The sequence below is a fragment of the Pseudomonas sp. SIMBA_067 genome, from assembly GCF_046534675.1.
GTDB classification, from domain to species: Bacteria; Pseudomonadota; Gammaproteobacteria; order Pseudomonadales; family Pseudomonadaceae; genus Aquipseudomonas; species Aquipseudomonas putida.
This window is the reverse complement of the sequence record NZ_JAWRYH010000974.1, coordinates 1-250: the sequence shown is the minus strand read 5'-3', so window position 1 is coordinate 250 and position 250 is coordinate 1. Positions and strand designations below refer to the sequence as shown.

The window sequence follows — 250 nt, the reverse complement described above, 5'->3', positions numbered from 1 at the left end:
CCCAAGGGCGACCCCGGCCTGTTCGGCCCTCACAGCATCAGTTGGCAAGTGCATGGCGACTTCCCGAGCATGCTTGTCGGCGGCATCAGTGCACTCATGCTGCAGTTACTGCACCCGCTGGCCCTGGCCGGTGTGTGGGACCACTCCAATTTCCGTGAGGACCTGATCGGCCGCTTGCGCCGTACCAGCCAGTTTATTTCCGGCACCACCTTCGGTTCCACGCGCGATGCCGAATGGCTGATCGACAAAG

The 250-nt window shown here is 62.4% G+C and carries 1 protein-coding gene; it reads left to right on the top strand.

Annotation, left to right across the window (positions count from 1 at the left end; translation table 11 throughout):
- Positions 1-250 (top strand): oxygenase MpaB family protein (locus SB765_RS32120; protein WP_410932825.1); only part of this gene is annotated, 250 nt, incomplete at both ends.